We start from the raw sequence: 24,236 nt of genomic DNA, 5'->3' as shown, positions 1-24,236 counted from the left end.
ACAGGGCACGGCAGGCCTTCTGATTATGTTTATCAACTGAATGCGGAGTATCCGAACATGCCAAAGATGAAGACTAAAAGTGGTGCTGCTAAGCGGTTTCTGAAAACTGCTAACGGTATCAAGCACAAGCACGCTTTCAAGAGCCACATCCTGACCAAAATGTCGACCAAGCGTAAGCGTCAACTGCGCGGTAGCAGCTTGCTGCATCCGTCTGACGTGGCAAAAGTCGAGCGCATGCTGCGCCTTCGTTAATTTTTGGATCAAGAATAGAGGAAGTAACTCATGGCTCGTGTAAAGCGTGGCGTCATTGCCCGTAAACGTCACAAAAAAATTCTGAAACTTGCTAAAGGCTACTACGGCGCACGCTCACGCGTATTCCGTGTTGCCAAGCAAGCGGTAATCAAGGCAGGCCAATACGCCTACCGTGACCGTCGTCAGAAAAAACGTCAGTTCCGCGCTCTGTGGATCGCTCGTATCAACGCTGGTGCACGTGTTAACGGTCTGTCCTACAGCCGTTTCATCGCTGGCCTGAAAAAAGCGTCCATCGAGATCGACCGTAAGGTTCTGGCTGATCTGGCAGTGAACGAAAAAGCGGCGTTTGCTGCGATTGTCGAGAAAGCTAAAGCCACCTTGGCTTAAGTACCCCCGACAGTCACCCTGGGCTACTCCTGTAGCCCTGGGTGTTAAACGTCATAAATAGGGGAAGAGCCTTAAAGCTCTTCCCCTATTTTGTATCTGGAGTCTGTACATGGAAAACCTGGACGCGCTCGTCGCCCAAGCCCTTGAGGCTGTGCATAGCGCTGAAGATGTAAATGCCCTGGAGCAAATCCGGGTTCACTACCTTGGCAAAAAGGGTGAATTGACTCAGGTAATGAAGACCCTGGGGAATTTGCCGGCTGAAGAGCGCCCGCAGGTCGGTGCGCTGATCAACGTCGCCAAGGAGCGTGTCACAGAGGTTCTCAATGCGCGCAAGGCGTCGCTCGAGGAGGCCGATCTTGCGGCCAAGCTCGCCGCCGAGTCCATTGACGTTACCTTGCCTGGCCGTGGCCAGGCCTCGGGCGGTCTGCATCCGATCACCCGGACTCTGGAACGTATCGAACAGTTCTTCACTCACATCGGCTACGGCATTGCCGAAGGCCCTGAGGTCGAAGACGACTATCACAACTTCGAGGCGCTCAACATCCCAGGCCATCACCCGGCCCGGTCGATGCACGACACCTTCTATTTCAACGCCAACATGCTGTTGCGCACCCATACCTCGCCGGTACAGGTCCGCACCATGGAAGCGAACAAGCCGCCGATCCGCATTGTCTGCCCAGGCCGTGTGTACCGTAGCGACTCGGATATCACCCACTCGCCGATGTTCCACCAGGTCGAAGGCCTGCTGGTTGATCGCGACATCAACTTCGCCGACCTCAAGGGCACTATCGAAGAATTCCTGCGGGTGTTCTTCGAGAAGGAACTGGCGGTGCGTTTCCGTCCGTCGTTCTTCCCGTTCACCGAGCCATCCGCTGAAGTCGACATGGAATGCGTGATGTGCAGCGGTAAAGGCTGCCGTGTCTGCAAGCAGACCGGCTGGCTGGAAGTGATGGGCTGCGGCATGGTCCACCCTAACGTGCTGCGCATGTCCGGGATCGACCCGGAAGAGTTCTCGGGCTTTGCCTTCGGCATGGGCGTTGAGCGTCTGGCCATGCTGCGTTACGGCGTGAACGACTTGCGTCTGTTCTTCGACAACGACTTGCGGTTCCTCGCGCAATTTCGCTAGTCGTAACGAATCTTTAGGAGAGCAGGATGAAATTCAGTGAACAATGGCTGCGTGGCTGGGTAAGCCCGCAGGTAGAGCGCGACGAGCTGGTTGCGCGTCTGTCGATGGCCGGTCTTGAGGTCGATAGCGTTACGCCGGCCGCCGGTGTTTTCAGCGGTGTGGTGGTGGGCGAGGTGCTGAGCACCGAGCAACACCCGGATGCCGACAAATTGCGTGTGTGCCAGGTCAGCAACGGCACAGAAACCTTCCAGGTCGTGTGCGGAGCGCCCAACGTGCGCCCGGGCCTGAAGATCCCGTTTGCCATGATCGGTGCCGAACTGCCGGGCGACTTCAAGATCAAGAAAGCCAAGCTGCGTGGCGTTGAATCCAACGGCATGCTGTGCTCCCAGGCGGAGTTGCAGGTAGGCGAAGGCAACGATGGCCTGATGGAACTGCCGGCTGACGCACCTGTGGGCCAGGACATTCGTGTTTACCTGGAACTGGAAGACGCCAGCATCGAGGTCGACCTGACCCCGAACCGTGGCGACTGCCTGTCCCTGGCTGGCCTGGCCCGTGAAGTGGGCGCGCTGTACAACGCTCCCGTCACCCGTCCAGTGGTCGCTGCAGTGCCGGCAGTGCACGACGAAGTACGCTCGATTGAAGTGCTGGCGCCAAACGCCTGCCCACGTTACCTGGGGCGTGTGGTCCGTAACGTCGACCTGTCCAAGCCAACCCCGCTGTGGATGGTTGAGCGTCTGCGTCGCGCTGATGTGCGCAGCATCGACGCCGCGGTCGATATCACCAACTACGTAATGCTGGAGTTGGGCCAGCCGTTGCACGCGTTCGATCTCGCCGAAATCAATGGCGGTATCCGCGTGCGCATGGCCGAAGAAGGCGAGAAGCTGGTACTGCTCGATGGTCAGGAAGTCAGCCTGCGTGCCGACACCTTGGTCATCGCCGACCACTCCCGCGCCTTGGCGATTGCCGGCGTGATGGGTGGCGAGCACAGCGGTGTATCGTCCACCACCCGTGACGTATTCCTTGAAAGCGCGTTCTTCGACCAGATCGCCATCGCCGGCAAAGCCCGCTCCTACGGCCTGCATACCGATGCGTCGCATCGCTACGAGCGTGGTGTGGACTGGAAGCTGGCCCGTGAAGCCATGGAGCGCGCCACCGGCCTGCTGCTGGAAATCACTGGTGGCGAAGCTGGACCGATCACCGAAACCGTCAGCGAACAGTACCTGCCGTCGGTCGCACCGATCACCCTGCGTGCCAAAAGCGTTGAGCAGATGCTCGGCCTGGTTATTGAACCGGCTGAAATCGAGCAACTGTTGTCGGCCCTCGGCCTGGGTATTTCTGCGGGTGGGGAAGGGCAGTGGCAGGTTGAAGTACCAAGCCATCGCTTCGACATCAGCCTGGAAGTTGACCTGATCGAAGAACTGGCGCGCCTGTATGGTTACAACCGCTTGCCAGTTCGTTACCCGCAAGCGCGCCTGGCGCCGCAACCCAAAGCTGAAGCGCGTGCGCACTTGCCTGAGTTGCGTCGCCTGTTGGTGGCCCGTGGTTACCAAGAGGCCGTGACCTACAGCTTCATCGATCCAAAACAGTTCGAGCTGTTCAACCCTGGTGTCGAGCCGCTATTGCTGGCTAACCCGATCTCCAACGACATGGCCGCCATGCGTTCGTCGCTGTGGCCGGGTCTGGTGAAAGCGCTTTCGCACAACCTGAACCGCCAGCAAGACCGCGTGCGCCTGTTCGAAAGTGGCTTGCGTTTCGTCGGTCAGCTCGATGGCTTGAAGCAAGAGCCAATGCTGGCTGGCGTCGTCTGCGGCAGCCGCCTTCCGGAAGGCTGGGCGCAGGGCCGTGAGGTCGTGGACTTCTTCGACGTCAAGGCTGACGTGGAAGCGGTACTAGGCTTTGCCGGTGCGCTGGATGCCTTCACTTTTGTGCCGGGCAGCCACCCTGCGTTGCACCCTGGCCAGACTGCGCGTATCGAACGCGAAGGTCGCCTGGTGGGCTTCGTCGGTGCTATCCACCCAGAACTGTCGAAAACCCTGGGGCTGGACCGCCCAGTCTTCGTTTTTGAGCTAGTCTTGGCTGAAGTTGCGTCGGGCAAGATGCCTAAATTCAGTGAGTTGTCGCGCTTCCCTGAAGTGCGTCGCGACCTGGCCCTGATCGCCGACCGTGAAGTCGCCGCCACTGCCGTTCTGGATGTAATCCGTGAAAATGCAGGGGAATGGCTGACAGACCTCAGGCTATTTGACGTCTATCAGGGTAAAGGCATTGATCCGCATAGAAAAAGCCTTGCAGTTGGCTTGACCTGGCAGCATCCATCGCGCACTCTTAATGACGATGAGGTGAATACTACGACGCAAAATATCCTCACCTCGCTCGAACAAAGGTTGAACGCCACGTTAAGGAAGTGACGTATGGGGGCTTTGACGAAAGCTGAGATGGCGGAACGTCTGTACGAAGAGTTGGGTCTGAACAAGCGCGAGGCCAAGGAATTGGTCGAGCTGTTTTTTGAAGAGATCAGGCACGCTCTGGAAGACAACGAACAGGTCAAATTGTCCGGTTTCGGCAATTTCGACCTGCGGGACAAACGCCAGCGGCCTGGCCGCAATCCAAAAACGGGAGAAGAAATCCCGATCACGGCTCGCCGTGTGGTCACCTTTCGTCCAGGGCAGAAGTTGAAGGCCCGAGTTGAGGCTTATGCTGGAACCAAGTCATAACGACGAACTACCCGTCATCCCAGGCAAGCGCTACTTCACCATCGGTGAAGTCAGCGAGCTCTGTGCGGTCAAACCGCACGTGCTGCGCTATTGGGAGCAGGAGTTTCCTCAACTCAACCCCGTCAAACGCACCGGGAACCGTCGGTATTATCAGCGCCAGGATGTGCTGATGATCCGACAGATCCGCGCGTTGCTGTACGACCAGGGGTTCACCATCAGCGGCGCACGCCAGCGTATGTCCGGTGATGAAGCCAAAGACGACACCACCCAGTACAAGCAACTGATCCGCCAGATGATCTCCGAGCTCGAAGATGTGTTGGTGGTTTTGAAGAAATGATTCAAGCTTTTAAAATACTTCCACATTTCAAAAGCTTGCGGTATATTCCTGATCGCTTCGTTGCGAAGCGAACCCAGTAACACGCCTAGTCGGGGCGTAGCGCAGTCCGGTAGCGCACTAGCATGGGGTGCTAGGGGTCGAGTGTTCGAATCACTCCGTCCCGACCATTATTCCTGAGTAAAATCAGACACTTAAGCCGATCAGATAGATCGGCTTTTTTGTGCCTGCGCAAAACCCGCGCAAAACTTGCGCAAAACTACCCGGTGATTTCGCTGATATTCAGGTCCGGAATTGCCTCGGACCAGATGATTTCCTCATGGTCCCGTTGGTAGTTTTTGGTCATGCCCTCGCTCGCATGGCCTGCGATTTTCTGCCCATCCTTTCCTGCTTTCTTGTACAAGTGCAGCGACAGTGCCCTCACTTCATGGAAGCCTGGCATCTCTTCCTCCTTCCATCCCGCGTAGCAGTTCGCCGCCTCTCTGGCCTCCTTGAACGCTCGCGTCAAATACCGTTCCTCAATCTTCGTCCAGTGGTCCTTTGTCTGTGCCTGCTTCTGTTTCAGCCGATCCGGCTTGCGGTGCACCAGGTACGGCGAAACTACATCATCGCGGCACCGGCTGATTACCGCCTGCAACTCGGGCGTGACCCTGAACCGAATCCAGGCCGCGTCTGTTGCCTTGGCCGTTTTCTTCTGCACGACATACAGAAACCCTTCCCGAACCCCATCAAAACGCATGTCCAGGATGTCGGTCCGCCGTTGAGCGGTGATCAGCGCCAGGTCAATTGCATTCTGTAGCCAGGCTGGCGACTTCTCCCTTATGGCTTTCAGCCCATCGATGGTGTGGCGTTTACGCTGCTTCTTCTCGATCCGGTTGATGGTGCTGGCCGCGGGGTTGTCCGGGCACAGGCCTTTGGCTGCGGCATGGTTGAAAATGTCGGTCAAAAGCGCCCGGCATTGGTTTGCCGTGCGCGGGGTGAGCCCATCCAGCTCGGTGGCGATCATGCGAATGGTGATCTGATCTACAGTCTTTCCTTCAAACCACTTCCTGAACCGCCGAAAGTGAACCGCATATAGGCTAAGAGTGCCTTTCGCAAGCTCCCTGGGCGGCAGCACCTCAGCTTCATATTTGTCGAGGAAACCCTCGAAGCTGTCAGATGGGTTGGACATCACGGCGCCGACCAGGTCAGCGCCGCGCATGAATTCAAGGTTGAGCTGCTTAGCTGCGTCGATGGCTTTCACCCGATCCGGGCCAAACGGGAAGAACTTCCCGTCGGTAGGGCGCCGGTAGCGATATGTCCCGCGCCGCGCGTCGAAGTACAGGTTCTGAGGAAGGCTCTTGTTCGCAGTATTGCGCGGCCGTGGGGACATCATGCAGCTCCTTTCAATACCATTGCGACAAGGTCGTTACCATTGGACGAGTTGAACGCAGCCCAATCAACGTACCAGAGTTTCCCGATTTGCTCGCCCGGCACCATGCCGTTGCGGATGTGATTGCGAATTGCCTGGGGGCAGGGTGGTGTGCCGTTTTCCCCCCAGCGGCGGCGCTGGAATTCGCTGATTTTGATGAGTTCCTTTCGCATAGCTACCTCCCGCCGGCCGCAGTGGGCCGTGCTTGCTTGATGATGTGGATGGCCAAGCCGAAGGTGATCAGCAGCCAGGCGCAGGTGCCCGAGAAGGCGTAGAGCAGTGCCTCGGTGGTGCCAGTTTCAACAAGGCCAGGCCCGAACCAGAAGAGCCAGCCGATGGTTCCTACCAGGTACAGCAAAGCGCCCAGCAGTATCAGGGTGAGTTTGAATGCGAACATGTGGTGTCCTTGCCGCGCTGGGCGGCAGAAGGTGGGTTAGGGTTGTTTCATGAACGTGATCCAGTGCGTTTTCTCGCGCTTGCCGGACTTGTGGCCAAACAACGGCTGCTCATCGGTAAGGGCAAGAATCTCGCTGACCCGGATCTGGGTTTCGTTCCACTTGAAGATCAGGAATTGGCCGGGGCGCACAACCCGGAAGCACTCGGCGAAGCCTTTGCGGAGATCATCCCTCCAGTCATCGGTGAGGATCCCGTACTTAAGCCGAAGCCAGCTTTCGCGCCCAGCGCGTACCAGGTGCGGCGGATCGAACACGACCATGTTGAAGCTGGCGTCGGGGAAGGGCAGGTGCCGAAAGTCCATGATCACGTCTGGCTCAACCTTCAACACTCGGCCATCGCATAGCATGTGTTCTTCATCTCGGATGTCACCGAACAGGGCGCGCTGGTCGCCCTTGTCGAACCACATCATGCGGCTGGCGCTGCATGGGTCGAGGACTTGTGCATTCATGGGGTAGCTCCGCCCGCCGCTCACCGGCAGGCATGTAGGGGGTGGATAAGAGGAAGTGCGAAACCGCTAAATGCAAATAAAGTTCAATAAGATTGACGTAAGTCACTTATTGGTTTGGAAAAGGAGTACAAGTGACGAACTCTCTAATGCGGACCGACATCATGTTTTCAAAGCAACGAAGGCGGGTGTTTTCGGATTGGTCGGACTGCGAGCTTCACGCCCGGTGTCACGATGGCTTGCTTCCAGATGGGGGGCAGATCGACGTTCAAGTGCGCACCTCTCGAACAGGTACAGTTCAGTTATTTGTGAGCGCTTACAGCGGAAGTGGCAGCATGCTTTTTGAGGAGTACTACAAAGAGCGACCGGGGGAATCTATGACCGCAGCCCTGGCCTTCGGTGTGGCCAGGGCAATGATGCTTACAGCGACGAAGCTGTCTCCTATCCCTTCCACCATGCGCCTTGGCATCTACCGCAACGCTTGATGCCTTGCGTTCGTTCACTTCGGCCCCTTGTAGATGAAGACGTAGGCGAACCAGAGGGTGGCGATCATGGCGTCACCGCAAGCTTCTGCCATTCCTTATAGTTGTCGGCGTACTCCCAGCAGTAAGTGGCTGGCCAGGCGCCGCGCGTACCTTCCTTTACGATGTTGTAGTTCCAGCCGCCCTTGGCTGGGGTCGTCTTGATCCAGACGTGCTGAGGTCCGCCCAAAAACCACCCGTGGTACTGGGTAACGGCCTCAGTCATGAATTCGGTGAAATCGTGGTGGCCTTTACTCATGACGATGTAGGTGTCACTGCCGACGCTCTCGACCTCTAGCGGATACTGTTTCATGGCGTCACCTCGCGGCGTGCCCACCAGCAGACTGGGCCGTCGTCGGTGTCGTGAATGGCCAGGCAGAACCAACCTTCGCCATCAGGTCGATCCGGCTCCCAGTAGCTGCAGTCCGGGTCGCCGGCTTCGAAATAGCGCTCAGATACCGCTTCGTCGCTGTGGTATTCGAGGCTCACCATCTTCACGTGCAAGCGCTGTGCGGCTACCCAGGCCTTGCACTTATCACCGTCCCCCTCGTCGAAGTCGGGCATATCGGGATGAGCAAACATCCCGTATTCATCGCGCACGACCGGGGCTGGCTGGATCAATTTGATTTCTTCAGGCATGACTTCGTCCTTGCCGCTATAGCGGCTGACTTGAAGGGGAGGGAGTTGTGGGTTACTTCGGAGTTCTCGGCGCTGCGGTGGCGTCGACCCGGTCGTAGATCCTTTTCAGCGCGACGCTTTGATCCACGATAAGATGATTCGCTTCGTTCAGGCGCAGCTACGGTGCTTTCACGCGACGTTCGACGGTGAGGCTTCGCTCAGAAGGATCGAGGATGCACTGGGCTGCATTTGTCGAAGTCGGTGGCGTACACATACTTGCCGCCTGCGCTTTTGAATCGCTAACGCTTCACTTCGCCACGCTGTCTGGTCTATCTGTTTTCTTCAGTCATGGAGATATCTTCTAAAACAATACGATGTAATGTTAGTATTTTCATTATTTTTTTGAAGGGGGAAGTATGGAGAATTCAGCTGTTGCGTCAGAAATAGACCCGTTATTGGAAGAGTCGGATCGGGGGAGCGTCATTGTTGCGGCAGCATTACTAGACAGCCTCCTTGCTCGCTACCTTTCAACAGTAATGAAATCGAATGGGCTTTCGAATAGATATTCGGTAAAAGTACTAGACGGTAATGGACCGTTGGGTTCGTTTTCTGCAAGAGCCCAGATAGCTCGCGGGTTTTCATTGATTAATGAAGATATTTTCCACGATCTCATGGTGATAAGAAAGCTTAGAAATGAGTTTGCCCATGTTCATATGCACTGCTCTTTCTCCGACAAAAAGGTTGTAGCGCAAATTCAATCTATGCGTTTTTATCAGGCTCGTAACAAGCATGAAAGAAAAAAAGGAGAAATTTTAATAGGGGAGTTGATTAGTAATTCAGTGCATTTTAAACAAGCATTTTGTTTAATAATTAAAGATATCCATATTGGTATATTGGAGAGTCAGTGTAGGTATTTTAATATCAGTTTTGATCATTTGGGGGCTTGGCCGAAATAGCAAAGTCACGCGGCTTTAAATATGGCTTCGATTATCCGTTGGCCGGCCAAAGGCGGCACCGCGTTCCCGGTCATGTGCATGGTCAGCTTGTGGTTGTCCGGGCGCTGCGTGTCTTTCGGGAAGGACTGTGCGGCCATGGCTTCGTCCGCGGTGATCATGCGCATCCGGTCACCGTCGACCACGGCCCATCGGTCCAGTGTGGTGATGGTGCCGATTGGACGGTCCAGGCTGCGGCCGGTCAGACCCGAACCGGAACCGTAGTAGGGCATGACAAACCGCTCGCCAAACCGTTCCCGGCCATTCTTCACGCGGGTAAGCGTCGATTCGGCACGACCTGGCTTGATGATCGGCGACCACTTGCCGGCATTGAAGTCGATTATCTCGCTGGCCGGCACATGCTGGTATTGCTGGAGCTGCAGGTGGAGCGGAGCCTTGCTGCGGGAACAGACCATGAATAGGCGCACCCGGTGCTGGGGAACGCCGAGGTCTGCACAGTCCACGATATGCGGGGCCAGCGAATAGCCCAGTCGGCGCATTGCGTCGGCCCAGGCCGGGTAGAGAATCCAGTCCATGAACTCCGGCACGTTCTCGATGATTGCGAAGTCTGGCCTGTTGACTTCTGCATTCGCCACTGGCGCCCAGGCCGTCGAGCGCGAGTTGTCGTGCTGCGGGTTCCCTGACGTCTTGCCGCGCGCCTTGGTGTGGCCCTGGCAGCACGGAGAGGCCAGCATCACGTCATGCTTTGGCACCTGCGACCAATCAGCCTGATGCAGGTCCTGGCACACATGCTGCGTTTCCGGGTTGTTCTTGGTGTGCCACTCCACGGCGGCGGGCCAGTGGTTGGCGGCCCAGAGGACGTTGAGGCCGGCGTCTTTCCCGCCACGCGTCCATCCGCCAAACCCGGCGAACAAATCTATTGCTGTTATCATTGATTTTTACTTTCCGGAGAGGGATGTTCTGATGGTTCCTTGTGTTGGCGAAGCTCTTACTGAGTTACATAACATTATCCTCAAAAAAGAGTTTTCTGCGGATCGTTTACTTCAATCTATGAATGGCGTTTGTGACCATTTGCTCAGCAAACTTCCAGCGAAAAAGATAAATAAAAAATACTCTGATGAGTACTTGGTAGAGGTTTGTTTTAACAAGAACGAGTTTATGGCTCCAAGTGAAGCGCTGGTTTTTTGTCATATTAGTTTGATTGTTGGTGTTAAGTATCTGCGTGAATGTCTGACGAGTGTCACGACAGAATATGAGTTGCGTGGCGATCAGGCCCTTATTGATGCTTCGAATTTACTATATAGTTATCTACACGATTTTAGACCGTTAATTGAGTATGCCGTGCTATCTAGGGAGCCAGAATATGTATTCTTTAATGGCTCAAAATCGAGCTCGTCTAGATCTAGAGATCTGTATTGGCTAAGCAGTATTCTTTCTCAATCGGCTTCAATTGCTGCCGACAATCCTTTACTAGGCGCGCATCGTGAATGCGGGGTTGCATCCGTTTTTGTTTTGCGTCAAGCAATGGAAGTAAAATTCGAGAGGATTGTTGGTGTGTGGTTAATTGATAAGCACTTCAATTCGCCTCGTTACTGGCACGGGTTTCACTATGATTTTATAAAGGAGTACGCAAGTAATTTTGAGTTTGATGGATTTAACTTGTCTGTGCTTAGAGGGATTTATGATTGGTGCAGTATGGTGGTGCACAGTACTAATGTGCCTCTAGCATGGCTGTTGCCGATGGCTCATGAGTATTGCTCCGGGCTTTTTAGTGGCGGCTCGGAAAGTGTTAATGGGTATTGGAGTATCCATGGAGCAGTTCGGGTAAAAGATACTGAGAAAATGCAAATGGCATTCGTCGACTATTTCTTTAGAAATTACGACAATGGTTTGTATTGCGTCGGATATCTTGATTCCGAGTCTGTTGAGCTGTCCAAATTTCAATAAAATGGATGATGGTGGATCAGACCGGTTGCCCGGCCTGATTCGTTCACTTTGGATCGAAAGCACCTATAGACAGAGCGGCAGCATCGCCAATGTTGCGCTGCAGTACGGCTTTGAATTCTTGTGCAATATCTTCGCGCTGAACCTCTTCGCCAACCCAACGCAATTTCAACACCGGCTGCGAGCCGCTGGTGATGACAGAAAGGCGAAGGGTGATCTGTTGTTCGGTCAGGCCTTCAAACGGAACCGTGCGAAATTGCAGGGAAACGGGCAGGGTTTCTTTGCTTCGCGCCTCGATCTGGTCCATGGCGCTTCGGCTTGCGCTGGTTTCGCCCACGGTGGTTTCCGATTCGCTGGAAGCTTTGATGGTGATGGTGCGTACGGCGGCAATGGCCTTGGCCACCGGGATAGCGTTGCCTGCCTCGTCAACCGGAGTTAGGTATTGGTGCCAGTCTTCGATCCAGTCGCTCAGGTCTTTCTGGCTGATGCCGCGCCCGCCGATTTGCTGGGCGGCGGTGTAGCCGGCGGTTGGCTTCAGCTTGAGGACGGCGCGGTCATCGGCGTGGCCGGGTTCGCCGGTGGTGCCGAGGTTGAACAGCAGGACACAGCTCATTGCGTCTTGGTCGATGAAGCCGCGTGCGCCTGGTTCGGCGCGTTCAACAACATAGGTGCCGAAATCTGCTAGCGAGTGGGTGCTGTAGGTGCCACGGAAGCGGCTACGGCCGGCCTGGAACTTCTCCAGGTCGATGACTTTCGAGCTTTCCGGCAGCACTACGGTAGGGACCAGTGTTTCCAGCTTCTTGCCGTTGGCTTCCAGCGCGGTATCGGTGATGAGCTGAATTGCATCTTTGGTAAGTGACATCGGTTATTTCCTTGGGTTGCGGAAGGGAGGGGGAGCGGGGTAGATCAGGTGCGCTTGGGGATTGGCGCGTCGTCGCGGCTGAAAAGCTGGTCATGCTTCTCCGCGAAGAGTGTTACGCGGCCACCGGTGCCCACGTGCATGGGGGTGTCGAGACTGGTGTTCTCGCTACGTGTGCCGCGTTTGGTTGGCACCTTGTAGTCGAGCTTGTGCTTGATCTTCACCTGGTGCGATTCGCCGATCTGGCTGAAATCCAGGGTGATCACCAGCTTCCCGGCCTTGCCATGGTCAACGACCCCCGCGGCTACTTCGGAGATGGCGTGACCGATTTGGCTGGCGAAGGCGCCACCGTTGAGCTCTTCCAAAAACTCGGCTGTATCTGTTGCTGTGGACATGGCTGTTTCTCCGGGGTGGCCAAGAGGCCGCTGGGTGGTAGGCTGAATTGCGATTGGCGAAGGCGTTGGCGCACCTGGTTGTTGATGCGCCTCATGGGGTGTCGGCAAACTTGAAGCCGTTCTCCTGGGCGATCAGCGTCACGCGCTTGATGTGCATGCCCAGGTTCTTTGCTGCAACGCTGGCCACGACGCCCTTGGCTGCTTCGGCACGCACGGACGGTGCGAGCTTGTCGCGTTCTTTCCGGAGGCGTTCGTGGTGGGCCGTGGTGCCGTTGAATGGACCGTCCACACCGACGCCGCTGGGGATGATCTGCGCGGTCTTGCCCGAACCGAAGAACGCGTCCAGCTGCTGGTTCAGCTCATCGATGATCGAGCGCCGTGGATCCGGCAGTGGTTCGCCGATCATGGCTTTGCACCGTAATAGGCGAACAGCACAAGCAGCGCCGAGAAACCGACCGTCCAGCGAACCATCCGCCAACCGAAGCGCTTCGACGTGGCCTTGGCTGCATTGAAGAAGTCAGCGTTGCGCTCGAGCTGGTCGGCATACTGACAGGCGCCGTCATGCCCGGTGCGCGCACCGCGGGAAACGCCGGTGGAGCGCTCCACCACATCGAACAGGTTCTTGCCGAGCGGCACCACGTTGAAGCGCGGCGCCCTCACAGGTTCTTCGCGCCCGATCTTCATGTACATCTCCGAAGTGGAAAGCGAAACACGTTCCCGCAGGGCCTGCAGAACGGCTTGGCTTTGTTGGATGGCTGGGTTCATGCCGACTCCTAGGTTGTGGTTGCATTTATTCGTCAGCACCCTGACCGCCTGGTATGTGCCGGTGGGCCCAGGGGAGGGTGCTGACGGGTAAAGGCGAGGCGTAAAAAAGCCCAGTCGAAACCGGGCTTTCGTTCTGTCACAAACGCCTCCGTACGTGACAAGCTGGCAGAGCCCTTTGGGGCCTTGCAGGTATCTGAGCGTTTACATGGCTGCCAATCCTCCGTGCAGGGTGGGTTGAATGCAGGTGGGCGGTTATAGGCCGCGATTTCGTCCGCATCCCAAAGCCCACTCAACGAATGGGCGGAGGTGATGCATACGTTTAGGCGGTAAGGGTTGGCCGTTCAGCCTGGCGCACCATTCGTACCTGGGCGGTACGTCGCTCAGGCGTTCGGCGATCACGGCGCATAGCGTCGTCACCGATCATTGCGTGCATGGCGATCAGGCTGGCCAGGACGAAGCACATCGGCGAGATGATCTGCCGGCGCATGGCCTCGGCAACCGCCGCTGTCTGGCGGGTCACGCCCAGCTTGAACATGGCGCAGGAAAGACGCTTGGCCACCGTGCAGGCCGCCACGTCAAACTGGCGGGCAATCTCTTTTGCTGTCATGCCCTGGGCAGTGCCGAGCAGGTACTGAACTTCTTTTGGCGCAAGGCCGCGTCCGAGATGACCCTTCCATGCGCCGCTGATGATTGTTGCTTCCATCGTCGTGACTCCCGGTTGTTTTCCGAAAGCGCCCGATACAGGCGCTGACGTGAAATCTTCTGGTGTCGCTTGCCGGCTTCCCGCTACTGGCGCTGCCGCCGGCTCCATCAAATTGTTTGTCCAGCCGCGGGCCTTTCGGCTTGTTCTCCCGCTGGATAACTCGTCTTGGCGCTTTACGCTGCACGCCCGGGTCAGTTGCCAACCCTCTGAACCGTTGAGGCCGGTTCATCGCTGCCTTCCATCTGGCCGGTTATTATCCGGCGATGGGGCAAATTTAGAAAACTTAACAAGATTGGTCAAGCCATAATTTTAGAAAACTTAACAAATAGTTAAGTTTATGGATTCCGAGGCGCAAAAAAACCCGCTCGGTGGCGGGTCTTCATTTGCGACTCTAGGATTCAGCGGGAATACATGGCCCACCAAAATACGTGGCCGATGATCGCTATTTGTTGGTCTTGGACTTCTTGAAAGGTGTAGTCCTCGTCAGGGTGTTCGTCTCGGTTAAAGCTGCGTAACCGGATTCCTGTGGGGGTTCGATACACCTGCTTCACGCGGAGCTGCCCGTTGTGGCTTATCGCGTACATCTCTCCGTCAACGACGTCCCGTAGTGAGTTTTTCCCCACGTTTATACCGACGGTAGCTCCATCGCGAAGCACCGGGAGCATGCTGTTGCCGCTGACAGAGACGCACTTTGCGTTGGCAAACTGCACGTTGTTCTGGCGCAGGTCTTTCTTGAAGAAGCGCAGCCGGGCTGAGTCGCTCTCTTCTATTGAGTATTTGCCTGAGCCTGCCGACAGCTCTATCTCTTCAAGGAAGGGGACATAGACCTCGTCTTCGTCCAGCGGCGTTTCATCGTCCCAGGTTTCGATAGGCGCAAGGCTAGGGGCCTTGGGCGGATCAATCCCTTCCGACAGCCACTCAGCTGAGCAGTCGAGCGCCCTGGCTAGCGATGTCAGGTTTTTTCCCTTCGCGCCATTTGTCCCATTAATCCAGAAAGACACCGTCGCCTTCGATACGCCGGTCATCTCGCTGATATCTGTCGCGCGGAGGCCTAGGGCGTCCATGCGTGCTTTGAGTCGTTCGCTGAAATTCATATTTAGGATTCTAAACAATGCCGAGTTTAGATAACTTGCCTTTTGTGGTTAACATTTCTAAACTCGCGGCAGTGAAATGGAGAAACCTTAATGACCTATGACCAAGCCTTGAAGTTTTTTGGCTCGCCAGGCGCGATCGGTACGGCCCTCGGCGTGACAAGAAGCCGGGTTTCGCAATGCAGATCCGCTGGCGGATTCTCCTATCCAATGCAGTGCGTGTTGGAGAAGGAATCCCGCGGAGAGCTTTGCGCGACTCGTGATGACGATCCAGCAAGTGCCACCAAGGATTCGGCGGCCTAACCGTTCGATGAGTTGATTTTCCGCCCAATAGGCGAAAACAAAAAGGCGATCTGGTTTAGCTGTTGATTCATCCAGCACCCAAATCCCAGACATAAAAAAACCGCCTGGCAGGGCGGTTTAGTACAGCGTTATCTCGAGGTGAATAATGATCAATAACACCCCCGCAGTCAATAGTTCAGGCGATGTCGCGACACTTACCACGGTGCCTGAAAAGGTGTCTCGACACCGTTCCTCAATTCAATCCGCCGCGATGGATGCCGCCCTCCTGATTGGCGTCCAGTACTCGCACGAATCCAAGTCTCAATTCCGCCGGGAATGCCTCGATTACTTGAAGGCGTCCCTGGCACCTGCCCAGGATGTTTCCGCATGAGCACCATAATCATGAGCCTGTGCTGGCCGTTGCAAGGCATGAGCGGCCCGCAGAAGGCTGTCCTGATATCGCTGGCTGACAACGCAAACGACGAGGGTGTTTGCTGGCCTTCGGTCGCTCGTATCGCTGAACGTACATGCCTTGCCGAAAGGACCGTTCAGGGCGCGATCAAGTGGTTAGGGCAAGCAAGCATCTTGTCCGTCCGTGAACGGATGGGACGCTCGACTATGTACACCCTTACCCCGGCAGCATATGCACCCCCGCAAGAAATGCACCCCGCACCAGATGCACCGCCACCCCCGCAGCTAACGACAAAAACCCCCGCAGCAGCTGCACCCAGAACCGTAATAGAACCATCAATTGAATCATCACCTCTTGTTGGCGGTGACCAACCAGCGAAAGTTTCGAAGCCGAAGTGCCCGTCTCAGGCAATTGTCGACCTGTTCAACAAAACGCTTCCTGCACTCCCTCAGGTTGCGATGCTCACCAAAGACCGAGTGACCAAGATCGCGGCACGCTGGAACGAAAGTTCGGTTCATCAGGATTTAGATTTTTGGGCTGAGTTCTTTGCGCTGGTTGCTTCGAGTTCATTCCTGATGGGGGAGGGTGAGGGCCGGGACGGGGCTAAGCCTTTTCGGGCGACGTTCGACTGGTTGATCAAGCCGAGCAACTTCGTAAAGGTCGTGGAGGGAAATTACAATGCGTGACCCATACAGCCTCGAGGCCGAACACGGTGTACTGGGGGCAATGTTCCTGCGCCCTGAGCTGATCGATCTACTCAGTGCAGATCTGGCCGTCGATGATTTCTACTACGAGGACAACGCCGCCATCTATCGCGGCATCTTGGACTTGCATGGCGCCGGCCAGCCGGTTGATATCGTGACTATCGGCGCTCGTGTCGGGGACCTGCCTTGCGGTTCTCCCGCCTTCGCGTACGCCGCCGATATCGCCCGTAACACGCCAAGCGTTGCGAACGCTGCGTCTTATGCCGGAACCGTTCGCGAGCGCAGCCTGGATAGATCACTGATCGCATTGAGCGTTCGGATCAACGATATCGCTTATGGCGACCAGTCCACCGTGGACAAGGTCGCAGCGGTGCAGGCCGAGGCCCAGGCGGTCGACAGTCAGTCGGCCACATCCGAGGTGATCAAGGCAGAGCACATCCTGGATGACTACATCGAGGTGCTTCAGGCCCGCGCCGACCGGGGCGACGAGATTGATGGGCTATCAACCGGCATTCCCGACTTAGACGAAAAACTGCAGGGTCTTAAGCCTGGCCAACTGATCATCATTGCGGGCCGTCCAGCCATGGGGAAAACCACCCTGGCCATGAACATCGCTTCCAACGCCGCCATTCGTGAGGGTAAGAGCGTGATGGCGTTCAGTCTCGAAATGGATAACACCGGCCTTATGGACCGCTTCATGGCGTCTGAAGGGCGCATACCGCTGCAACTGATCAAGAACGGCAAAGCCCCGCACAGCCATGGCGCCGAGCTGATGAGTGCCGCCAGCAAGCTCAAGCACTCCAGCCTGTACCTGTCGGACCGCGCATCGATGTCGATGAACCGGATGCGCGCCGCTGCCCGTCGTCACAAGCGCCGATACGGCCTGGACCTGATGGTGATCGATTACCTGCAGCTGGTGGACTCCGACTCACGCACGTTCAGCCGAGAGCAGGAAGTCAGCCACATGACCCGCACCGCGAAACTGATGGCTCGCGAACTGGGCATCCCGGTGATTCTGCTCAGCCAGCTCTCGCGTGAGTGCGAAAAACGCCCCAACAAGCGCCCAATGTGCTCTGACCTGCGCGAATCCGGCGCCATTGAGCAAGACGCCGACATCATCTTGTTCGTCTACCGCGACGAGGTTTACCACGAGCATTCCGAAGCGAAGGGCATTGCCGAAATCATCATTGGCAAGGGCCGTGACATCGCCGGTGGCACCGTGCGTGCTGCCTTCCTCGGGCAGTACAGCCGATTTGAACAACTGGCTGCTGGATGGGTTGAGCCGTCCAAGCCTGCAAAGGTCACCAGCATGGCTGACCGCTACAAACAAAAGGATCAATTCTAATGGCAGATCCCCGCCTTGCGGTTCCGAAGCCTGACCTGTACCGCTACGCGGTGTTTTGCTGTTCATCCAAGATAGACCTGGGGAGTGCACCAGATCATGCGCTAGCGCTCTTTTTTGATAGGGCCATGGCAGTTCGATACGGCGGCCAGATGTGGCCGTCGACGTTTGAGGTTATCGACCTCCTTAATCCGGAGGAGGGCGCGTTTTGAACACCCAAATCAAAACCCTGACGGTGAAGCTGTCAGATGCCGAGATTGCCCGCAATGCCAAGCTTGAGCATGTACGTGATCTGCGGGACGCCGGCCACCCGGCGCTGCACTTCCGTTTCGCCAAGAATCGCACGCGCGGCTCCTGGTACCTGCTCAACAAGCGCAAATGGCATCGCATCGGCGGCTTTCCCGACCTGAATACCAAGCAGGTGATCGCCGCACTGCCGGCGGTGCGCTTGCGGGTTGCTGCCGACAGCGCGGCCAGTGTTTCAGGCTGGGTGACTGTGGGCGAGCTACTCGATTGGTTCGGTGATCGCATGGCCAAGTCGCGTGCGCTCTCCGACAAGCGTCGGGCTGCGGGCAAGTCGGCCATCAGTTGCCAGCTCAAGCCGCGCCTGGACGATCTGCTGCTGCGCGACGTGAGCGCCCAGACCCTCGACAAGCTGCTGATGTGGCCAGCCCAGGCCGAACTATCGCTGTCCTACGTGCAGCAGCTGTACCGGCTGCTCGCGGTGGCCTTCCGTCAGGCCCGCAAGCTGGACCTGATCCCGGTGAACCCGATGGCGGAAATGAAGTTCGTCAACTTCACCACGGCGCGGATCCTGCCCAAGCCGGCGCGGTTGCGTGACGTGCAGTTGCAGGACCTGGTGAGGCTCCTGGCCGAGCGCTTCGACAGCGCGCCGGGTGACGCGATGCTGGCCTTGATGATGCTGTGCCACGGCACCCGGATCGGTGAGACCCGTCAGTCCCGCTGGGCCGATATCGCGCTGCCAGAGCGTGAGTGGTTCATCCCGGCAGAACACACCAAGACCAAGACCGAGCTGCGGGTGCCGCTGACCGACCAGGTGTGCTCGCTCCTACAGCTATACCGCACCCGCCAAAACGCCCAGGGCTACGAGGGGCCGCTCCTGTTTCCGTCGCGTCGGGGCAAGGCACTCAGCGACAACCAGGCGAGCGCGGTATTCACACGGCTAGGGCAGGGCGCCTGGACCAGTCACGACCTGCGCAAGGTGGCCCGTACCGCCTGGACTGACCTCGGCGTCGACGGCCACATCGGCGAGATGCTGCTCAACCACTCGCTGGGCAAGATCGCCTCCACCTACATCAACACCCAGGCCAAAGAGCAGCGCCGCCTGGCCTTGGTTAAGTGGCACAACTGGTTAGATGAGCGTGGTTTCAAGGCGATCCACGCGCAGACAGGCGTTAGATATGAAGATTCGCAAAACCTCGTAGACGCCTTGAACGGCGGGGCCTGCGAGGCAGAACCACAATTTGTTAAGGGCGAGGTTTAAAAATGGCATTTGTGACCGCGAACTACCTCGCTCCTGGTGGTTACCAGTTCTCCGAGCAGCGAGAAGAGGAGCCTTCGCTGGGCGATATTGTGACGATCGGCGCCGACGAATTCGTAGTTGGTGCGGTCCTTGTTCCTGACTATTGGAACGCTTACGGCGACGTGAATCAGTACCGTTCGGCCCAGGTTGTTTTGGTCTACAAAGCACCGGAGGCCAAATGAAGAAGTCCCACGGCCCAGCATTTCGCCGCACCTTGATCCCCCTGGAACACTGCAAGTCCTGCAAGGGAAAGGCAGTGATTCAAGGTCTCTTCCATCACCTGGATTGCATCGACTGCCATGCCTCGGGCTGGGTCCGGGCGGATGGCGGTGAGCCGCTTTCGCTTCAGGACTTGGTGACCCAATTGAGTTTCAACCTGAATGCAGCCCAGGACATGCTCCTGACGAGTAAGAGCGACCTGAAACCGGTGGGCCTTCTCAACTATTACGACCAGAACAACCGCCGCGGCGCCGGTGGCACCAACTACACAGGGGATTGAGCCATGGCCTTCACACCGAGCTTTAGAGAGCGTACTGCTGAGGATCTGCTGGAGCATTGGGGCCGCTGGGTTGTACTGGGCTCTGGTGTCTCGTGCTGCGCTTCCCGCGAGAACACCGTCCTGTCGCCAATGATCACCGACGACGATGCCCTGATTATCGATGGCTTGATGGGGCGGCTGCTCAAGCGCTACCCGGAATGTGGCCAGGTTCTAATGAAGTACTACACCAGGCTCGACAGCTCCTTAATGGACGTTGGAAAGAAGATGGGCTTCGGCGAAGAGAAGACACGTGGGCTCTGGAAGGCGGGAATTGCGTGGATTGATGGGGCTTTAGATATCCGTCGTCAGGCTGCTTGACAGGACCGGGGATGATATATAGATTTCAGTTACTTTGCGGTTTTTCCGCGAGCAAAGCCCGACCCTAGAGTTGGGCTTTTTGCTTTCTGGCGATGCTTACTGAGGGAGAGCGGAATGGAGTCAATCAGTCCGTCTGTTTGGTTTCCTGTTGTTACTCTTGTTATTGGTTTGTTGCTCAAAGCCGTGTTCGACTCCTGGACTGAGAATCGCAAAGCGGGCTTTGATAGAGAGTCTCGCATTGAAAAACGAAAGGAAGTTTTGCTTTTGCAGCGTATTGATCTGCAGCGAAAGGCTTTGGGTGAATTGCAGGTTTCCATTGCTGACATGATGCGCGCTACCAAATTGGTTCAGATCGCAGACGTAGCTGATTTCAGGCAAACAAGCACCTGGGGCAAGGCTTCGACTCCAGAAAATGTTAAAGAGGCAGTACGAGAGAGCTTTCGGGCGGTTTCGCTTATGAAGGTCAGGGTGAGTGATGATGCTGTTAGGGAGATGGTTGGTAAGCTTTCCTCTTTGTGCGTTAACGTAACCATGGCTAAATCCGAAGATGACTCTGATGCAGACTGGTTGGCCGCTAGTCTTCTTTACATAGCCTCAAACGATAAAATCGGCGAAGTATTGAGGTCCCTCGAGCATCAAGAGCAGGCGCTTCTCAGCTAGCGCAATTCAGTGAATACATTCTTTTAATAGCCCCGCCTCCGTGCGGGGCTTTTTCGTTTCTGGAGTACGGTAATGACCGATCAAGCGAAGAATAACGCTCAGCCAGTATTTGACGCGGTTGTCGTTGGTGACGCCCAGCGTCTGCTCCGCGCACTGCGTGGACTTGCCAAGGCGCTGCCCGAGGTATTTATCCGTGTTACTGGTCAGTTGTTGAGTACCAAGCAGTATGAAACCGTAAGCGCCGTTTGCTTCGGCTCAGGCGTCATCAGCGACTTCTATCACGCTGACGGGAAGGTCTTTGGTGCGGTGTACACCGACACCTACCTGCTGATTCGCCAGGCTGGCCCGGTGGGTGTTGGCATGGCTTACGAGGAGGTCAGGAAGCTGGTACTTGAGGCGCGTGCCGAGTACGACGAGACGGTGCTGAAGAAGGCGTTGCAGCTCAAGGAGTCACTGGAAGAGCTGGACCGGCTGCTGAACGGCCATTCTTTCGCCGACTGCAAGCTGGCCAGTATAGCTCACGCCGACCTGTACAAGGGGCACGCCCTGCTGGTCGCAGCACTGAATCCAGTCGCCCGCTAATCCATTCCTTCGCTCCCTAACCGGGAGGATACCGAGATGCCAAACATGCCAGATAAGCCAGACACCTGGGCATTGATGCTTGCGTGGCTGAGCCAGCATGCGCCGATCCTTTACCCGGCTGGGCTGTCCTTCGCCATGGCCGTGCTGCGCATCACCTATGGTGGTGGCTCGCGCCGCCAGATGATCGTGGAGGGCGTGCTGTGTGGCGGCCTGACCCTCACCATCATCAGCGGCCTGGAGTTTTTCGGTCTGCCCCAGAGCATGGCCACGTTCGTAGGTGGCTGGGTCGGCTTCTTGGGTGTGGAGAAGATCCGGTCGATAGCTGATCGGGTCACTGACTTCAAGCTGCCCAGCCGTAAGGTTGAGTGATGGCTAGCACATCTGCCTGGCACCACCTATACAAGACCAAGCGCTGGTATCGACTTCGCTGGCATCAACTGCAGGCTGAGCCTACATGCCGCCTGTGTCGTGCGTTGGGTACGGTCGAGGCTGCCAACACGGTCGACCACATCAAACCGCACAAGGGCGACGAGGATCTGTTCTTCGACGCTTCCAATCTGCAAAGCCTATGCAAGCCCTGTCACGACGGAGCCAAGCAGAGGCAGGAGCGGACCGGCATTCTGCCTGGTCATGACGTGTCCGGCCTGCCTGTCGACCCGAACCATCACTGGAATCGCGATTGATCGAATCTATCGAAATCGGTGTTGAGGCACGCTAAAGCCCGTTTGAGGCACGTCAGTGCCCCAGGGGGCGGTCAAAATGTGGCGATTCTTCGGTTATAGGACCGCCCTCGACCTGTTGTTTCATTCCTAACCCGGAAAAACCCGCCAAAACACACAGGCGGATGAACTGAGAAAATCTATGACAGCCAAGCGCACCCGCTCCGATAGCGCGACGTCGGCGGTTGCCGCTATGCGTGCTGCCAGCGTCGGTCCAATTAAGCCGCCGAGGTTCGTCCATTTACGCAAAGGCGACAAGCCATTTTGGGATTCCATTGTGCGCGCGCGCACGCGTGATAGTTGGACAGACTCCGATCTGGTCCTGGCCGGCAACCTCGCAAGGTGCCTTTCAGACATTGAACGCCTGCAAAAGGAGATCGATCTGGAGGGTGATGTGCTGAAAAACGACCGAGGCACGCAGGTCATCAACCCAAAGCACAGCCTATTGGAAACGCTGAGTCGTCGGGCTGTGTCGTTGAGTCGGACGCTACAGGTTCACGCCCAGGCTACTCAGGGTGATTCCCGCGACCAAGGCAAGAAGGCGACCAAGCAGCGCGAGGCCGAGAAGGTTCTGGCTCAGCAGGACGACGAGGATCTCATTCCGAGGGCTATGCACTGATGGCAGTCAAGCGCAGGACGCGTGGCGAAAAGGTCATCGCCTTCATCGAGAAATACTGCCGAGTACCGGAAGGGCAGCACGTTGGCAAACCTCTGGATCTTGATCCGTTCCAGAAAGAATTCATCCTGGATGTCTACGACAATCCTGTAGGCACCAGCACAGCCTTTCTCAGTATTGCCCGGAAAAACGGGAAGACGGGCTTGATCGCCGGCATCCTACTGGCGCACATCGTTGGGCCCGAGGCGGTGCAGAACTCTCAGATCGTTTCGGGCGCAATGAGCCGAGAACAGGCTGGGCTTGTGTTCAAGCTGGCCGTGAAGATGATCCAGCTCAATCCAGAGCTGCAGTCTTTGATCCACATCATACCCAGCAGCAAGACGCTCATCGGTACGCCGCTTAACGTTGAGTACCGAGCGCTTTCTGCCGAAGGCAAAACGGCTCACGGCCTGTCGCCGATCCTGGCGATCCTCGACGAAATTGGGCAGGTACGCGGCCCACAAAGCGATTTCATTGACGCGATCACTACAGCCCAGGGCGCCCATGCGGCCCCGCTGCTAATCGCGATCAGTACCCAGGCCGCGCAGGACAGTGACCTGTTCAGCATTTGGCTAGACGATGCCGAGAAGTCGCAAGACCCGCACATCGTCAGTCGCGTCTACCAGGCGCCCAAAGACTGCAAGGTCACCGATCGTGAAGGGTGGAAGGCTGCAAACCCTGCGCTTGGCTCGTTCCGTTCGTTGGCAGATCTTGAAAAGCAGGCCGAGCGGGCCGACCGGATGCCGGCTTCTGAGAACACGTTCCGGAACCTTTGCCTCAATCAGCGCGTGTCGACAGTTTCGGTGTTCGTTTCGAAGGGCGTTTGGGTTGCGTGCGGTGATGATCCGGATAGCCCGGATGGTATGGATCTATACGGCGGCCTTGACCTTTCGTTCAGGACTGACCTTACGGCCTTCGTCGTCATCGGTAAGCGCGACGGCAACTGGAATGTTTGGCCGTTTTTCTGGACGCCCGAGCAAGGCCTGGCTGAGCGTGCCAAGCGGGACCGAGAAGCGTACGAGGTCTGGGCGCGGGAGGGGCTTCTGCTCACCACCCCGGGGGCCACCGTGGACTACGCGTATGTTGCCGCCGATATCGCTCGGATTCTTGCCGAGCTTGGTGGCGACATCCAGGCCATTGCTTTCGACCGATACCGAATCGATCTCTTCAAACGTGACGCCGAGGCCCAGGGCGTGACCCTGCCTTTGGTTGAGTACGGTCAGGGGTACAAGGACATGACCCCGGCCATTGATGCGCTCGAGTCGGAACTGCTCAACGGGAGGCTCAGCCACGGCATGCACCCAGTGCTCACGATGTGCGCATCCAACGCGGTGATTCAGAAAGACCCGGCGGGCAACCGCAAGTTTGCGAAGGACAAGGCGACCGGCCGCATAGACGGTATGTCTGCCCTTGCAATGGCGTTCGGCGCAACTCTAGGCGCTCCCGAAGAGGTCAAGGGCGACATCGACCACTATCTCAAAAACGGATTCTCCGGACTTCTATAGGCTCA

Annotated in this window: 34 protein-coding genes and 1 tRNA gene; 22 read left to right on the top strand and 13 right to left on the bottom strand. The window is 56.9% G+C overall.

Annotated features, from left to right (window positions below; genetic code table 11):
* Positions 1-57: 57 nt before the first annotated feature.
* From rpmI to FRT59_RS08535, 7 genes are all read left to right on the top strand, one after another.
* Positions 58-252 (top strand): 50S ribosomal protein L35, encoded by a 195-nt coding sequence (gene rpmI, locus FRT59_RS08565; protein ID WP_002553160.1) that lies wholly within the window; start codon positions 58-60, stop codon positions 250-252.
* A 30-nt stretch (positions 253-282) separates the two neighbouring features.
* Positions 283-639 carry a 50S ribosomal protein L20 gene (rplT, locus tag FRT59_RS08560; protein WP_002553161.1) on the top strand — a complete coding sequence of 119 codons (357 nt, stop codon included), beginning with the start codon at positions 283-285 and terminating at the stop codon, positions 637-639.
* A 109-nt stretch (positions 640-748) separates the two neighbouring features.
* Positions 749-1,765 carry a phenylalanine--tRNA ligase subunit alpha gene (gene pheS, locus FRT59_RS08555; RefSeq protein ID WP_034117607.1) on the top strand — a complete coding sequence of 339 codons (1,017 nt, stop codon included), beginning with the start codon at positions 749-751 and terminating at the stop codon, positions 1,763-1,765.
* Positions 1,766-1,791: 26 nt separating this feature from the next.
* Positions 1,792-4,170 carry a phenylalanine--tRNA ligase subunit beta gene (gene pheT, locus FRT59_RS08550; protein WP_153870963.1) on the top strand — a complete coding sequence of 793 codons (2,379 nt, stop codon included), beginning with the start codon at positions 1,792-1,794 and terminating at the stop codon, positions 4,168-4,170.
* Positions 4,171-4,173: 3 nt separating this feature from the next.
* A complete protein-coding gene (ihfA, locus tag FRT59_RS08545; protein ID WP_002553164.1) occupies positions 4,174-4,476 on the top strand; it encodes an integration host factor subunit alpha in 303 nt (100 codons plus the stop codon).
* On the top strand, positions 4,457-4,813 hold the full coding sequence (locus FRT59_RS08540) for a MerR family transcriptional regulator (protein ID WP_003174972.1): 357 nt from the start codon (positions 4,457-4,459) through the stop codon (positions 4,811-4,813). The genes ihfA and FRT59_RS08540 overlap by 20 nt, the downstream gene beginning before the upstream one ends.
* A gap of 90 nt (positions 4,814-4,903) precedes the next feature.
* A tRNA-Pro gene (locus FRT59_RS08535) sits at positions 4,904-4,980 on the top strand.
* 89 nt (positions 4,981-5,069) lie between these two features.
* On the opposite strand, the gene FRT59_RS08530 is transcribed toward FRT59_RS08535, so the two are convergent.
* From FRT59_RS08530 to FRT59_RS08505, 6 genes are all read right to left on the bottom strand, one after another.
* A complete protein-coding gene (locus FRT59_RS08530) occupies positions 5,070-6,182 on the bottom strand; it encodes a phage integrase Arm DNA-binding domain-containing protein (RefSeq protein ID WP_153871135.1) in 1,113 nt (370 codons plus the stop codon).
* On the bottom strand, positions 6,182-6,394 hold the full coding sequence (locus tag FRT59_RS08525) for a hypothetical protein (RefSeq protein ID WP_034117610.1): 213 nt from the start codon (positions 6,392-6,394) through the stop codon (positions 6,182-6,184). Before FRT59_RS08525 ends, FRT59_RS08530 begins: the two co-directional genes overlap by 1 nt.
* A 2-nt stretch (positions 6,395-6,396) precedes the next feature.
* Positions 6,397-6,618: a hypothetical protein gene (locus FRT59_RS08520; protein ID WP_153870962.1), complete on the bottom strand. Its 222-nt coding sequence runs from the start codon at positions 6,616-6,618 to the stop codon at positions 6,397-6,399.
* A 36-nt stretch (positions 6,619-6,654) separates the two neighbouring features.
* Positions 6,655-7,125 carry a class I SAM-dependent methyltransferase gene (locus FRT59_RS08515; protein WP_153870961.1) on the bottom strand — a complete coding sequence of 157 codons (471 nt, stop codon included), beginning with the start codon at positions 7,123-7,125 and terminating at the stop codon, positions 6,655-6,657.
* A gap of 546 nt (positions 7,126-7,671) precedes the next feature.
* A complete protein-coding gene (locus FRT59_RS08510; RefSeq protein ID WP_153870960.1) occupies positions 7,672-7,956 on the bottom strand; it encodes a hypothetical protein in 285 nt (94 codons plus the stop codon).
* Complete coding sequence (locus tag FRT59_RS08505) at positions 7,953-8,282, bottom strand: hypothetical protein (RefSeq protein WP_153870959.1); 330 nt, start codon at positions 8,280-8,282, stop codon at positions 7,953-7,955. Before FRT59_RS08505 ends, FRT59_RS08510 begins: the two co-directional genes overlap by 4 nt.
* Before the next feature lie 395 nt (positions 8,283-8,677).
* On the opposite strand from FRT59_RS08505, the gene FRT59_RS08500 reads away from it, so the two are divergent.
* Positions 8,678-9,217 carry an MltR family transcriptional regulator gene (locus FRT59_RS08500; RefSeq protein ID WP_153870958.1) on the top strand — a complete coding sequence of 180 codons (540 nt, stop codon included), beginning with the start codon at positions 8,678-8,680 and terminating at the stop codon, positions 9,215-9,217.
* A 5-nt stretch (positions 9,218-9,222) separates the two neighbouring features.
* On the opposite strand, the gene FRT59_RS08495 is transcribed toward FRT59_RS08500, so the two are convergent.
* Positions 9,223-10,146 carry a DNA cytosine methyltransferase gene (locus FRT59_RS08495; RefSeq protein ID WP_153870957.1) on the bottom strand — a complete coding sequence of 308 codons (924 nt, stop codon included), beginning with the start codon at positions 10,144-10,146 and terminating at the stop codon, positions 9,223-9,225.
* 31 nt (positions 10,147-10,177) lie between these two features.
* Here FRT59_RS08495 and FRT59_RS08490 point away from each other — a divergent pair, with 31 nt between their 5' ends.
* Positions 10,178-11,161 carry a hypothetical protein gene (locus tag FRT59_RS08490; RefSeq protein ID WP_153870956.1) on the top strand — a complete coding sequence of 328 codons (984 nt, stop codon included), beginning with the start codon at positions 10,178-10,180 and terminating at the stop codon, positions 11,159-11,161.
* A gap of 43 nt (positions 11,162-11,204) precedes the next feature.
* Here the strand turns inward: FRT59_RS08490 and FRT59_RS08485 are convergent, their stop codons facing one another.
* From FRT59_RS08485 to FRT59_RS08460, 6 genes are all read right to left on the bottom strand, one after another.
* A complete protein-coding gene (locus FRT59_RS08485; protein ID WP_153870955.1) occupies positions 11,205-12,020 on the bottom strand; it encodes a YfdQ family protein in 816 nt (271 codons plus the stop codon).
* Positions 12,021-12,064: 44 nt separating this feature from the next.
* Positions 12,065-12,412, bottom strand: a complete 348-nt coding sequence (locus tag FRT59_RS08480) for a hypothetical protein (protein WP_028619156.1) — start codon at positions 12,410-12,412, stop codon at positions 12,065-12,067.
* Between the two features lie 91 nt (positions 12,413-12,503).
* Positions 12,504-12,818, bottom strand: a complete 315-nt coding sequence (locus FRT59_RS08475) for a hypothetical protein (RefSeq protein ID WP_153870954.1) — start codon at positions 12,816-12,818, stop codon at positions 12,504-12,506.
* Positions 12,815-13,177: a hypothetical protein gene (locus FRT59_RS08470; protein WP_153870953.1), complete on the bottom strand. Its 363-nt coding sequence runs from the start codon at positions 13,175-13,177 to the stop codon at positions 12,815-12,817. The genes FRT59_RS08475 and FRT59_RS08470 overlap by 4 nt, the downstream gene beginning before the upstream one ends.
* A 319-nt stretch (positions 13,178-13,496) precedes the next feature.
* Positions 13,497-13,880 (bottom strand): LuxR C-terminal-related transcriptional regulator, encoded by a 384-nt coding sequence (locus FRT59_RS08465; RefSeq protein WP_153870952.1) that lies wholly within the window; start codon positions 13,878-13,880, stop codon positions 13,497-13,499.
* Positions 13,881-14,278: 398 nt separating this feature from the next.
* Positions 14,279-14,974 carry a S24 family peptidase gene (locus tag FRT59_RS08460; protein ID WP_153870951.1) on the bottom strand — a complete coding sequence of 232 codons (696 nt, stop codon included), beginning with the start codon at positions 14,972-14,974 and terminating at the stop codon, positions 14,279-14,281.
* Between the two features lie 666 nt (positions 14,975-15,640).
* On the opposite strand from FRT59_RS08460, the gene FRT59_RS08455 reads away from it, so the two are divergent.
* The 13 genes from FRT59_RS08455 to FRT59_RS08400 all read left to right on the top strand — a co-directional run bounded on the left by FRT59_RS08455 (position 15,641) and on the right by FRT59_RS08400 (position 24,231).
* Positions 15,641-16,351 (top strand): helix-turn-helix domain-containing protein, encoded by a 711-nt coding sequence (locus FRT59_RS08455; RefSeq protein ID WP_153870950.1) that lies wholly within the window; start codon positions 15,641-15,643, stop codon positions 16,349-16,351.
* On the top strand, positions 16,344-17,714 hold the full coding sequence (gene dnaB / locus FRT59_RS08450) for a replicative DNA helicase (RefSeq protein ID WP_153870949.1): 1,371 nt from the start codon (positions 16,344-16,346) through the stop codon (positions 17,712-17,714). The genes FRT59_RS08455 and dnaB overlap by 8 nt, the downstream gene beginning before the upstream one ends.
* Complete coding sequence (locus FRT59_RS27195; RefSeq protein WP_034117627.1) at positions 17,714-17,923, top strand: hypothetical protein; 210 nt, start codon at positions 17,714-17,716, stop codon at positions 17,921-17,923. Before dnaB ends, FRT59_RS27195 begins: the two co-directional genes overlap by 1 nt.
* Positions 17,920-19,215, top strand: a complete 1,296-nt coding sequence (locus tag FRT59_RS08445; protein WP_153870948.1) for a tyrosine-type recombinase/integrase — start codon at positions 17,920-17,922, stop codon at positions 19,213-19,215. Before FRT59_RS27195 ends, FRT59_RS08445 begins: the two co-directional genes overlap by 4 nt.
* A 2-nt stretch (positions 19,216-19,217) precedes the next feature.
* Positions 19,218-19,436 (top strand): hypothetical protein, encoded by a 219-nt coding sequence (locus tag FRT59_RS08440; RefSeq protein ID WP_153870947.1) that lies wholly within the window; start codon positions 19,218-19,220, stop codon positions 19,434-19,436.
* Complete coding sequence (locus tag FRT59_RS08435; protein ID WP_153870946.1) at positions 19,433-19,753, top strand: hypothetical protein; 321 nt, start codon at positions 19,433-19,435, stop codon at positions 19,751-19,753. The genes FRT59_RS08440 and FRT59_RS08435 overlap by 4 nt, the downstream gene beginning before the upstream one ends.
* A 3-nt stretch (positions 19,754-19,756) precedes the next feature.
* Positions 19,757-20,110 (top strand): antiterminator Q family protein, encoded by a 354-nt coding sequence (locus FRT59_RS08430; RefSeq protein ID WP_153870945.1) that lies wholly within the window; start codon positions 19,757-19,759, stop codon positions 20,108-20,110.
* Between the two features lie 114 nt (positions 20,111-20,224).
* On the top strand, positions 20,225-20,770 hold the full coding sequence (locus tag FRT59_RS08425; RefSeq protein WP_153870944.1) for a hypothetical protein: 546 nt from the start codon (positions 20,225-20,227) through the stop codon (positions 20,768-20,770).
* A 72-nt stretch (positions 20,771-20,842) separates the two neighbouring features.
* Positions 20,843-21,352, top strand: coding sequence for a hypothetical protein (locus tag FRT59_RS08420; RefSeq protein WP_153870943.1), 510 nt, complete (start codon positions 20,843-20,845; stop codon positions 21,350-21,352).
* 36 nt (positions 21,353-21,388) lie between these two features.
* Positions 21,389-21,721: a phage holin, lambda family gene (locus FRT59_RS08415; protein ID WP_153870942.1), complete on the top strand. Its 333-nt coding sequence runs from the start codon at positions 21,389-21,391 to the stop codon at positions 21,719-21,721.
* Complete coding sequence (locus FRT59_RS08410) at positions 21,721-22,035, top strand: HNH endonuclease (protein ID WP_148852446.1); 315 nt, start codon at positions 21,721-21,723, stop codon at positions 22,033-22,035. Before FRT59_RS08415 ends, FRT59_RS08410 begins: the two co-directional genes overlap by 1 nt.
* A 178-nt stretch (positions 22,036-22,213) precedes the next feature.
* A complete protein-coding gene (locus FRT59_RS08405) occupies positions 22,214-22,690 on the top strand; it encodes a TerS protein (RefSeq protein WP_153870941.1) in 477 nt (158 codons plus the stop codon).
* Positions 22,690-24,231 (top strand): terminase large subunit, encoded by a 1,542-nt coding sequence (locus FRT59_RS08400; RefSeq protein WP_153870940.1) that lies wholly within the window; start codon positions 22,690-22,692, stop codon positions 24,229-24,231. Before FRT59_RS08405 ends, FRT59_RS08400 begins: the two co-directional genes overlap by 1 nt.
* Positions 24,232-24,236: the final 5 nt, after the last annotated feature.

The sequence above is a fragment of the Pseudomonas haemolytica genome, from assembly GCF_009659625.1.
GTDB lineage: Bacteria > Pseudomonadota > Gammaproteobacteria > Pseudomonadales > Pseudomonadaceae > Aquipseudomonas > Aquipseudomonas haemolytica.
Note: the sequence above shows the minus strand (reverse complement) of the source record. Positions and strands in the feature narration are given on the sequence as shown.

Coding starts and splice junctions, on each gene's coding strand:
- rpmI (WP_002553160.1), top strand. CDS start 58: ATGCCAAAGATGAAGACTAAAAGTGGTGCTGCTAAGCGGTTTCTGAAA.
- rplT (WP_002553161.1), top strand. CDS start 283: ATGGCTCGTGTAAAGCGTGGCGTCATTGCCCGTAAACGTCACAAAAAA.
- pheS (WP_034117607.1), top strand. CDS start 749: ATGGAAAACCTGGACGCGCTCGTCGCCCAAGCCCTTGAGGCTGTGCAT.
- pheT (WP_153870963.1), top strand. CDS start 1,792: ATGAAATTCAGTGAACAATGGCTGCGTGGCTGGGTAAGCCCGCAGGTA.
- ihfA (WP_002553164.1), top strand. CDS start 4,174: ATGGGGGCTTTGACGAAAGCTGAGATGGCGGAACGTCTGTACGAAGAG.
- FRT59_RS08540 (WP_003174972.1), top strand. CDS start 4,457: ATGCTGGAACCAAGTCATAACGACGAACTACCCGTCATCCCAGGCAAG.
- FRT59_RS08530 (WP_153871135.1), bottom strand. CDS start 6,182: ATGTCCCCACGGCCGCGCAATACTGCGAACAAGAGCCTTCCTCAGAAC.
- FRT59_RS08525 (WP_034117610.1), bottom strand. CDS start 6,394: ATGCGAAAGGAACTCATCAAAATCAGCGAATTCCAGCGCCGCCGCTGG.
- FRT59_RS08520 (WP_153870962.1), bottom strand. CDS start 6,618: ATGTTCGCATTCAAACTCACCCTGATACTGCTGGGCGCTTTGCTGTAC.
- FRT59_RS08515 (WP_153870961.1), bottom strand. CDS start 7,125: ATGAATGCACAAGTCCTCGACCCATGCAGCGCCAGCCGCATGATGTGG.
- FRT59_RS08510 (WP_153870960.1), bottom strand. CDS start 7,956: ATGAAACAGTATCCGCTAGAGGTCGAGAGCGTCGGCAGTGACACCTAC.
- FRT59_RS08505 (WP_153870959.1), bottom strand. CDS start 8,282: ATGCCTGAAGAAATCAAATTGATCCAGCCAGCCCCGGTCGTGCGCGAT.
- FRT59_RS08500 (WP_153870958.1), top strand. CDS start 8,678: ATGGAGAATTCAGCTGTTGCGTCAGAAATAGACCCGTTATTGGAAGAG.
- FRT59_RS08495 (WP_153870957.1), bottom strand. CDS start 10,146: ATGATAACAGCAATAGATTTGTTCGCCGGGTTTGGCGGATGGACGCGT.
- FRT59_RS08490 (WP_153870956.1), top strand. CDS start 10,178: ATGGTTCCTTGTGTTGGCGAAGCTCTTACTGAGTTACATAACATTATC.
- FRT59_RS08485 (WP_153870955.1), bottom strand. CDS start 12,020: ATGTCACTTACCAAAGATGCAATTCAGCTCATCACCGATACCGCGCTG.
- FRT59_RS08480 (WP_028619156.1), bottom strand. CDS start 12,412: ATGTCCACAGCAACAGATACAGCCGAGTTTTTGGAAGAGCTCAACGGT.
- FRT59_RS08475 (WP_153870954.1), bottom strand. CDS start 12,818: ATGATCGGCGAACCACTGCCGGATCCACGGCGCTCGATCATCGATGAG.
- FRT59_RS08470 (WP_153870953.1), bottom strand. CDS start 13,177: ATGAACCCAGCCATCCAACAAAGCCAAGCCGTTCTGCAGGCCCTGCGG.
- FRT59_RS08465 (WP_153870952.1), bottom strand. CDS start 13,880: ATGGAAGCAACAATCATCAGCGGCGCATGGAAGGGTCATCTCGGACGC.
- FRT59_RS08460 (WP_153870951.1), bottom strand. CDS start 14,974: ATGAATTTCAGCGAACGACTCAAAGCACGCATGGACGCCCTAGGCCTC.
- FRT59_RS08455 (WP_153870950.1), top strand. CDS start 15,641: ATGAGCACCATAATCATGAGCCTGTGCTGGCCGTTGCAAGGCATGAGC.
- dnaB (WP_153870949.1), top strand. CDS start 16,344: ATGCGTGACCCATACAGCCTCGAGGCCGAACACGGTGTACTGGGGGCA.
- FRT59_RS27195 (WP_034117627.1), top strand. CDS start 17,714: ATGGCAGATCCCCGCCTTGCGGTTCCGAAGCCTGACCTGTACCGCTAC.
- FRT59_RS08440 (WP_153870947.1), top strand. CDS start 19,218: ATGGCATTTGTGACCGCGAACTACCTCGCTCCTGGTGGTTACCAGTTC.
- FRT59_RS08435 (WP_153870946.1), top strand. CDS start 19,433: ATGAAGAAGTCCCACGGCCCAGCATTTCGCCGCACCTTGATCCCCCTG.
- FRT59_RS08430 (WP_153870945.1), top strand. CDS start 19,757: ATGGCCTTCACACCGAGCTTTAGAGAGCGTACTGCTGAGGATCTGCTG.
- FRT59_RS08425 (WP_153870944.1), top strand. CDS start 20,225: ATGGAGTCAATCAGTCCGTCTGTTTGGTTTCCTGTTGTTACTCTTGTT.
- FRT59_RS08420 (WP_153870943.1), top strand. CDS start 20,843: ATGACCGATCAAGCGAAGAATAACGCTCAGCCAGTATTTGACGCGGTT.
- FRT59_RS08415 (WP_153870942.1), top strand. CDS start 21,389: ATGCCAAACATGCCAGATAAGCCAGACACCTGGGCATTGATGCTTGCG.
- FRT59_RS08410 (WP_148852446.1), top strand. CDS start 21,721: ATGGCTAGCACATCTGCCTGGCACCACCTATACAAGACCAAGCGCTGG.
- FRT59_RS08405 (WP_153870941.1), top strand. CDS start 22,214: ATGACAGCCAAGCGCACCCGCTCCGATAGCGCGACGTCGGCGGTTGCC.
- FRT59_RS08400 (WP_153870940.1), top strand. CDS start 22,690: ATGGCAGTCAAGCGCAGGACGCGTGGCGAAAAGGTCATCGCCTTCATC.